The sequence below is a fragment of the Myxococcus sp. CA039A genome (assembly GCF_013336645.1).
GTDB classification, from domain to species: domain Bacteria; phylum Myxococcota; class Myxococcia; order Myxococcales; family Myxococcaceae; genus Myxococcus; species Myxococcus llanfairpwllgwyngyllgogerychwyrndrobwllllantysiliogogogochensis.
Genome location: NZ_JABUMQ010000412.1, coordinates 1 through 8574, shown reverse-complemented (window position 1 = coordinate 8574; position 8574 = coordinate 1). Strand labels below are relative to the sequence as shown.

Annotated in this window: 6 protein-coding genes and 1 pseudogene; 4 read left to right on the top strand and 3 right to left on the bottom strand. The window is 71.5% G+C overall.

What is annotated here, in order from left to right; genetic code table 11:
- The first annotated feature begins 5 nt into the window (after positions 1 to 5).
- The 3 genes from radC to HR086_RS41765 are packed head-to-tail and all read left to right on the top strand — an operon-like array spanning position 6 to position 3119.
- On the top strand, positions 6 to 749 hold the full coding sequence (gene radC / locus HR086_RS41775) for a DNA repair protein RadC (protein WP_373564422.1): 744 nt from the start codon (positions 6 to 8) through the stop codon (positions 747 to 749).
- Positions 749 to 994 (top strand): DUF3006 domain-containing protein, encoded by a 246-nt coding sequence (locus tag HR086_RS41770; RefSeq protein ID WP_141648994.1) that lies wholly within the window; start codon positions 749 to 751, stop codon positions 992 to 994. Before radC ends, HR086_RS41770 begins: the two co-directional genes overlap by 1 nt.
- A gap of 40 nt (positions 995 to 1034) precedes the next feature.
- Positions 1035 to 3119 carry an ATP-dependent DNA helicase RecQ gene (locus HR086_RS41765; protein WP_174468406.1) on the top strand — a complete coding sequence of 695 codons (2085 nt, stop codon included), beginning with the start codon at positions 1035 to 1037 and terminating at the stop codon, positions 3117 to 3119.
- A 46-nt stretch (positions 3120 to 3165) separates the two neighbouring features.
- On the opposite strand, the gene HR086_RS41760 is transcribed toward HR086_RS41765, so the two are convergent.
- Together HR086_RS41760 and HR086_RS41755 are read right to left on the bottom strand one after the other, a co-directional pair.
- The gene (locus tag HR086_RS41760; RefSeq protein WP_141648995.1) at positions 3166 to 3501 is read right to left on the bottom strand and encodes a hypothetical protein; all 336 of its coding nucleotides are present in this window, start codon (positions 3499 to 3501) and stop codon (positions 3166 to 3168) included.
- Positions 3502 to 3553: 52 nt separating this feature from the next.
- On the bottom strand, positions 3554 to 7390 hold the full coding sequence (locus HR086_RS41755) for a tetratricopeptide repeat protein (protein ID WP_174468405.1): 3837 nt from the start codon (positions 7388 to 7390) through the stop codon (positions 3554 to 3556).
- Positions 7391 to 7482: 92 nt separating this feature from the next.
- Here HR086_RS41755 and HR086_RS41750 point away from each other — a divergent pair, with 92 nt between their 5' ends.
- Entirely contained in the window at positions 7483 to 7911 is a 429-nt protein-coding gene (locus tag HR086_RS41750; protein ID WP_174458533.1) for a hypothetical protein, read from the top strand.
- 474 nt (positions 7912 to 8385) lie between these two features.
- Here the strand turns inward: HR086_RS41750 and HR086_RS41745 are convergent.
- Positions 8386 to 8574, bottom strand: a pseudogene (locus HR086_RS41745) (NAD-dependent epimerase); the annotation flags it as partial.

Here is an 8574-nt window from a genome sequence, read left to right as displayed (position 1 = left end):
GTGAAGTGGTGGGCGAGGAGTCGGTGGGGGCGCTCGCGCCCGGGGGCATGGAGCAGTCCCGGGAGCGGCTCTTCCGGTTGGGGGCACAGGCTCTCACCGACTCGGAGCTTCTGTGTGTCACGTGGGGTCTGGCACCGCGCTCGCGCGGCGGGCTGGAGGCGGCCGGGGCGCTGCTGAAGCGATGCGGAGGACTCAAGGCGCTTTTGCAGGCGGAGCCTGTGGAGCTCCGAGGGGTGCCGGGCCTGGGGCCTCGGAGGGCCGCGCAGGTGCTCGCGGCGCTGGAGCTGGGCCGTCGCGCCCAGCGTTCACCGGAGCGGCGTCCCAAGCTGCGCACGCCCCGGGAGATTCACGCGTACCTGACGCCCGCGCTGGGCGCGCTGCGGCGGGAGGTCTTCCACGTGCTGTGCTTCAACGCGCGCAACGTGCTGGTGCATGACGCGCGGGTGGCGGAGGGCACGCTGAACACGTGCCCGGTGGACCCCCGGGAGGTGTTCGCCGCGGCGCTCGTCTCCCGCGCGACGGCCATCGTCCTGGCGCACAACCACCCTTCGGGGGACCCGGAGCCCAGCATCCAGGACGTGGGGCTGACGCGGCACCTCGTTGCGGGGGCGAAGCTGCTCAACCTCAAGGTGCTGGACCATCTGGTGGTGGGAGACGGTGCCTTCGTGTCGATGCTGGAGCGGGGACTGCTCCCGGACGGGGAGTGGGAGTCGAAACGGGAATGGAACGTGGCGGGAGGAGATGGGTGATGGCGGGGTGTCTTGTGGGGATGGTGCAGGTGGAGCTGCTGGAGGACACGCGGGCACAGGTGGTGCGGCTGGAGACCGGGCGGGCCTGCACGGTGGAGCGCGTGGAGCTGCCAGCGGACGCCCGTGAAGGGGACGTGGTGGTGGATGGGCGACGGGAGCCGGACGCGACAGCGCTGCGCGTGCTGGAGGTGGCGCTGAGGAGGGCCCGCCTGGCTGTCCCCGTGCCGCCGGGGCTCGAGCTGTGAGGGGCGGCGAGGCGCCGTTTCCGTTGACGGCCGGGCCAGGATGGTGAACATGCGAGCGATGCCGTTGGCCCTGCCCTACTTCGAGGAAGCTCAGCAGGGCCTGGTGCGCCACTTCGGACTGACGCAGTTTCGTCCCGGGCAGGCGGAGGTCATCTCCACCGTGCTGAGCGGGCGCAACACCGTGGTGGTGATGCCCACGGGCGCGGGCAAGAGCCTGTGCTACCAGCTCCCGGCCACGCTGCTGCCGGGGCTGACGCTGGTGGTGTCGCCGCTCATCGCGCTGATGAAGGACCAGGTGGAGCAGCTCACCGCGCGCGGCATCAGCGCCACGTTCATCAACTCCTCGCTGTCGGACCTGGAGCGGGCGGAGCGGATGCGCCGGCTGCGCGCGGGCGAGTACAAGCTCTTGTACGTGGCGCCCGAGCGCTTCCGGAGCGCGAGCTTCGTCCAGACGGTCCTCGACGTGGGCGTGGACCTGCTCGCCGTGGATGAGGCGCACTGCATCTCCCAGTGGGGGCACGACTTCCGGCCGGAGTACGCGCAGCTCGGCCAGGTGCGCAAGAAGCTGCGCCCACCGCGCACCGTGGCGCTCACTGCGACGGCGACGCCGGAAGTGCGCGCGGACATCGTCCGGGTGCTGCTGATGAAGGAGCCCCGCGAGTTCGCCATGGGGTTCGACCGGCCCAACCTGTTCCTGGGCAAGCAGGAAGTCGGCGGAGACACGGACCGTCACGAGGCCTGCGCGCGGCTGGCGGCGCTGGGAGGCAGCGGCATCATCTACTGCTCCACGCGCCGCGCGGCGGACGGCATCTTCGCGGAGCTGCATGGCCGGGGCCTGAAGGCGGTGCTGTACCACGCGGGCATGGAGGACGACGCGCGGAGGCGGGCGCAGGACACCTTCATGTCCACGAAGGACGCGGTGGCGGTGGCCACCAATGCGTTCGGCATGGGCATCGACAAGTCGGACATCCGCTTCGTCGCGCACGCCAACATCCCCAGGGCGGTGGAGGCGTACTACCAGGAGATCGGCCGAGCGGGCCGGGACGGCGGCGACGCGCGCGCGGTGCTGCTGTTCAACCACTCGGACGTGTACACCCAGGAGCGGCTCATCCAGGGCAGCCACCCGTCGGAGACGGTGCTCGCGGACGTGTGGGGCGTGCTCCAGTCGGTGGAGGAGTTCGAGCGGGGCGTGCACGTGCTGGCGGGGATGGTGAACGCCAGTGAGTTCGAGGTCTCCGCGGCGCTGCGCATCTTCGAGCGCGCCGGGAAGCTGGAGCGCGGGGGACGGGGTGAGGGCGAGCACGGGCTGACGCTGACGGAGAAGGCCCAGGCCGCGCACCCGCATGCGGCGGACGCGCAGCGGCTGTTGAAGTCCCTGCTGGAGACGTTTCCCCTCGGGCGGCAGGTCACCACGGAGCTGACCATCCTCGCGCGGCGCGTCGGTCTGTCGGTGGACGAGGCGCGCCACGCGCTGGGTCTGCTGGAGAAGTCGGGCGTGGTGAATGTGCGGCGGCCCTTCTCCGGTCGCTCCATCCGAGCGCTGGCGCGGCTGCCCTTCCGCGAGCTGGGCATGGACCTGAGCCACGTCCGGGAGCAGGAGCGGCAGAACCTCCAGCTCTTGCGGCGGATGACGGACTACGCCTACGCGGACCGGGAGCAGCGCTGCCGGCGGCGCGCCGTCCTCCACTACTTCGGTCAGCAGGACGTGGAGACCTCCTGCGGCAACTGCGACGTGTGCACGCCCGCGAAGATGCCCGTGCTGCTCTCGAGCGGGCCGACCGCGTCCCGAGGCCGCACGTCGGCCTCGGCGCAGCCGGTGCTGAACTACAGCGAGCTGGCCTCCACGGAGCTGCGTCGCTGGCGCAAGGAGCTGTCGAAGGACCTGGGCGTCGCGCCCTTCATCATCTTCAACGACGCCACGCTGCTCGGGCTGGCGGCGACGCTTCCCATCGACCGGGAGGCCTTCCTCACGGTGAAGGGCACGGGAGAGAGTCGCTGGGAGCGCTTCGGCCCCAAGGTCGTCGAAATCTGCCTGATGGCGCGCGCCGCGGGGCATGAGCCCCAGGCAGCCCCCCTGGCGGCGCCACGCAAGCCGCGCGTCCGGCGGGCCCTGGGTACGAACTGACGAAGAGCCCCGCGGCCGGTGCCCCCCGTCTTCGCGACGGAAGAGGCTACGGGCCGTTGCCTCCGCCTCGGCGCATCCCTCGGGCGATGAGGTAGCGCAGGCTGCCCATGACGGTGCCGACCACCAGGGCGAGCAGGAAGATGACCGCCACCGTGGTGAGTCCAAAAATGAGGCGCACCCCGTACTCGGGAATGCGGCCGTTGAAGAAGGCCGTACGCAGCGGCTCCATGGCGCCGACCAGCTCCAGCGCACGCGCCGGCAGCGAGTCCAACGACAACGACAGGCGCTGGAGGAACTTCGAGGGGAACAGGCGCAGGGCGCCCTCCACCACGACGCCCACCAGCAGGTAGAGCGCCGACAGCAGGAAGGCGTTGCCCCACATGATGCGCAGCAGCGGGGACTCGGGCCCGGGGCCAGAGGGAGGGTGGCGCACGCTAGCGAGCCGCTTTCTTCTTGAGGGACGGCAGCGCCTTCTTTACGCGCCCCGCCTCCTCGCTGCCACCCGCCAGCCGGAGAAAGGCTTCGTAGGACTCCACCGCCCGATTCAGCTCCGCCGACTCGCGCACCAGCACATCCGCCAGGGCCAGGTACGCCGGGCCGTCCGTGGGCTCCAGCTCCACGGCCTTCAGCAGCGACGCCTTCGCCACGGCCTCCTGCCGCTGCTTCAGGGCCACCAACCCCAGCGCCAGGTGAGAGCGGCCCTGGAACGGCGCCAGCCGCACCGCCTCCTCCGCCGCCGCCCGCGCGTCCTTCAATACGCCGGCCCCCAACAGCACGCGGGCCATGGCGGCCTGGGCGAAGGCCTTGTCCCAGACGGTGGGCGCGCGCGAGGCCAGGTCCTCCAGCGTCCGCGCCGCCCCTCGGCCTCCGCCGGGGAGCTGCACGTAGAGTTCGCCCACCCGGCCACAGGTGGCGTCAGACCCCTCGCGCCGAGCCGCCGCGAAGGCCGCGTCCGCGTTGTCGACGTTGCCCTGCCGCAGGAAGGCGTGGGCAATCTCGCAGAAGGTGTCCGGGTCCTTCGGGTCCAGCTTGTTGGCGCGCTCCAGGGCGGAGAAGCCACTCTTCGCGTCACCCGAGGCGAACAGGATGGCCGCGCGCAGCCGGTGCGCCTCCGCGTCGTCGGGCGCCAGCTTCGCCGAGCGACCCGCGGCCCCTTCCGCCTCCTTGCGGCGTCCGGCGTGGAAGAGGGCCAGCGCGAAGCCCTTGTGCGCGGCGGCGCTGCCGGGGTTGTCCAACTGCCAGGCCTCGAACTGCTTGAGGGCCTCCGGAGTGCGCCCCATCGCCAGCAGCGTGCGGCCCAGCGCGTCGCGCGACTCGCCGTGCGCGCCGTTGCGCTCCACCGCCTGCGTCAACGGCTTGAGGGCCATGTCCGGCAGGCCACGAGACAGGAGCAGCCGCCCCAGCGAGCAGGAGGCCTCGTAGTCGCGCGGGTCCTTCTGCGCCTCCTCGAACTGGGCCTGCGCCTTGTCGAAGGCGCGCTCACGCCAGTACACCTGCCCCAGCGCCAGTCGCATGTCGTTACGCGGGCGCTTGGAGGCGGCCAGCGCCTTCTCGAGCAGCTCGCGGGCCTGGGGCGCGTTGCCCTCCGCCGCATCCGCCAGGGCCAGGAGCGACACCGCCTCCGGAGGGTAGCGCTCGTTCACCCGCGTGCGCGCGAGCTCCGCCCGGGCGCGCTTCCAATCCCCGAGCCGCGCGTACGCCGCGCCTCGCACCAGGGACACCTTGCGGCCACTGTCGGCCTCCAGGCGCGTCAGCACGTCGCGCTCGCGGTCCCTGTCCAGCAGCGTGCGGCCCAACCCCTCACGGGCCTCGTCGCTCTTGGGTTGCAGCTTCAGGGCCGCCTCGTACGCGGCCTGCGCCGCATCCAGCTTCCCCGCGGCGCGACTGGCGGCCCCCAGCGCGAGCTGGAAGTCGAAGGCCAGTGCCCCCTGCGTGCCCTTCCCGAGCAACGTGCGCGCCTCGTCGTGCTTGCCCACGGCGGACAACAACCGGCCGTGCACCAACTGCTGGCGCGACTTGAGGTCCGCCGGCAGCGCCTTGTCCTCCGCGAGCGGCGCCACATCCGCGAGCGAGGCGTCCAGCTCCTGCTCCAGCGCGAGCCGGGCCTCCGCCTGACCGATGCGCGCCACGGGGTGCTTGGGAGACTTGGTGCGCGCCTTCTCGAACATCTCGATGGCGTGCGGGAAGTCCTCCGACGCCAGGTAGTAGCCGCCCAGCGCCACCAGGGCCCGCACGTTGGCGGGCGAGGTTCGCAGCGCGCGGTCGAACCGCTCCAGCGCCTTCTTCTCGTCCTTCGACGCCAGGAGGATGCTCGCCGCGAGCGCCTGGGCCTCGGTGCTCTCGTCCATCGCGGTGAGCAGCGCGCGGCGCGCCGGCTCCCGTCCCCGGTCATCCGCCACGAGGACATTGGTGGTGAGCACCAGTCCCGGCGCGGCCTCCTTCACGCCCGGCTTCTCCAGCGCCTCCAGCGCCTTGAGGCGGTCCTCCGGAGACATGCCGTGGTCCGAGAAGAGGAGCGCATGCGTCCAGGCCGTGAGGGCCCAGGCGCGGCTGCTGCCCTCGTCCATCTCCAGGGCGCGACCCAGTTGCTGCAACGCCCCATCCAGCGAGGCGCGCGTGTCCTGGGTGATGAGGTCCTCGGCCCGGGCCAGCGCCTCGTTCAGCGTCTGGCCACCGGTGGCCGCGCGAATCCGGAGGAAGCCGACGACGATGGTGATGAGCACCATCGCCAGCGCCGTCACTCCGGCGACCTTCACGCCGTTGCGCTTGAGGAAGGACGTCTTCGCCGCCTCGCGCACCAGCTTCTGGCGCAGCTCCTTCTCGTAGGCGGCGGTGAGCGCTTCGGTGTCCTGCTTGGGCTGACCCGCCTTGGGTTTCGCGGCGCTCCCAGCGGCCTCGGAGGCCTCCGGCAGGTCGTCGAGCAACGAGCGCTTGGAGCCCGAGCCCCGCGTCGCGGGCTGTGCGCGAGCGACCACGGGATTCTGCGCGGTGGGATCCGGCGGAGGCAGATCTCCGAGGAGTCCTCCCGAAGCGGCGGGAATCACCGGCTTCGCGGTGGTGAACTCGCTGGAGCGCAGCAGCACGTCGTCGTCGGAGTCGGCGGACGCGGCGGGAATCACCGGCTTCGCGGTGGTGAACTCGCTGGAGCGCAGCAGCACGTCGTCGTCGGAGTCGGCAGGCGCGGTCCCCGCCTCCCCTTCGCCCGTGGACGTCGGGTCTTCAGAAGCCCCCGCCGTGTCGGAGGCAGCTCCCAGCGAATCCTGGGGCGGGGGCTCGTTGCCCTCTCCCGTCCGCGCGCCAGACTCAGGCTCCGAGCCCGACGGCCGAGGAGCGTCATCCTCATCCGACAACGACAGGTCCAGGCTCGGCAGCTCGGAACCGAGCGAGGGCACCAGCACCGGCACGGGCCGGTCAATCAGCCCCAGCGAAGACCCCGCCGCGGACGCGGCAGGATGCTCACCCGAGCGGGTGCGAGCGCCCCCGGTGCCCGCCGCCGTGTCCTCGGAGGTTCCAGCGTCAGCGGTGGAGCCGGAGGCACTCACGCCCCCCGCCGAATCCGCGTCGCCCTCGCGAGCGGGGACGTCCCCCACGCTCGCGCGCCCACCCGCCGCCGCGGCGCTCGCCAGGTCAGCGGCGGCACGGGCGCCCGCGTTCCTCGCGGCCCCGGGACCCGAAGCCGTCGCGGCCTTCGCGGTATCTCCGAGCGCGGCGGCCCGGAGCCTCGCGGCCGCCATCGGAGACGCGGTCACGGGCGCGGGCTCGGCGTCGTCGCTCTCGACCTTCGCTTCCGCGTCGGACTCCCCTTCCGACGACTGCGCGGTCTTCTCCAGCCCCATCAGGTCGGCGAAGACGGGAGCCGGTCCACCGGCCAGCGCCTGCTGGGCCTGCTCCAGCCACAGCTTCACGCGGCCGTCATTGGGTTGCAGTGCCACCGCCTTTCGCAACAGCGGCAGCGCCGAGCGGTACAGCCCGCGCTGGAGCAACACCTCGCCAATCAGGTTGTAGGCGTAGGGGTTGTCCTTCTCGATGGCGATGGCCCTGTCGAACTGCTCCATCGCCTCCGCGGGGCGGCCCAGGTGGATGAGCGCCTTGCCCCAGAGCACGCGTCCCACCGTCGAGGACGGATGGTGGGAGATGCCCTGTTCACACACCTCGATGGCGCGTGCCGCGTCCCCCTTTTCCAGCAGGGCCTTGGCCAGTTCGACGAAGACGGAAGATGTGGGGTCCTGCCGGAGGAGCTGCTCGTAACGCTCCACCATCGACTTGGCCATGTGGGCTTGCGACTCCGGTGCTCGGGCGGGGGAGCGGGACCATACCACCGTGCTCTCGTCCCGGGCGGCCACCGGATGCTACCGTTCCCCCTGTGAATCGCCTGCCTGCCCTGTTTCTCGCGCTCGCCCTGTCGGGATGCGCAACCGTATCCAAGAAATCCGACCTGGAAGAACTCAAGCCCACCGTGGACAAGTTCCACCAGCTCATCCGGTGGAAGGATTTCCGGAGCGCCTCCCGCCTCCTCGTCCCGGAGCGCCGCGCGGCGTTCTCGCGCGCCCGCGTCGAGCTCCATGACGAGCGGGACCTCTCCATCACCGACTACGAAATCGAGGAGGTGCGGCTGGCCGAGGACGGGGCGCACGCCACGGTGCAGAGCCGCATCCAGTGGATGCGCCTGCCGTCCGCCTCGGAGAACACCGCCGTCGTCGTCTCGGAGTTCGTCTTCCGGGACGGCGTGTGGCTCCTGGAGCGGCAGGACGCGGGGCCCTTCGTGGACGAGCTGAAGGGCGCGCTGCCCTGAAAAGAAACCGCCCACCGACTCGGGGCCGGCCGAGGCGGTGGGCGCCGGGAGCTCCCCAATGGAGCGCCCTACAAGAATCCGCCCATCGGCTCGGGGCCGGCCGAGTCGATGGGCGTCGGGAACTCCCCAATGGAGTGCCCTACAAGAATCCGCCCATCGGCTCGGGGCCGGCCGAGTCGATGGGCGTCGGGAGCTCCCCAATGGAGCGCCCTGACATGTGAGCGGGGCGACGGTGTTGTTCAGGCCCGCGTCGCCGCGCGGTGACGCCGGAACCTAGAGCAATGGCGATGCCACTCCGCGCACCGGGGGTGGCGTGCGGGGCCCTGCATTGGAGATTCAAGGGCTTGCACTCGCGGCCGCCCGACAATGAGGGGGGCAGGCCGTCGGGGTGCTGACACTCCTGTCAGAGGGTCCAGCCTCCGGCGTCGTGCCATGCACGACAACCGTGTCAGGGAACCCTCGGACTTTCCTTCCCTACTCGGCCTGCACCGCGCGGATGGTTTCCCGCATGGAGTAGTGGGGCTTCCAGGCCACGTCCTGCACCCAGCGGCTGCCGTCCACGGCGCACAGGAACTGGATGTGGTCCAGCTCCGGGGGCGGGAAGTTGGCGATGCGGTACTTGAAGAGCATGCCCAACAGGGGCCGGGCCAGGGGGTGCGGGAC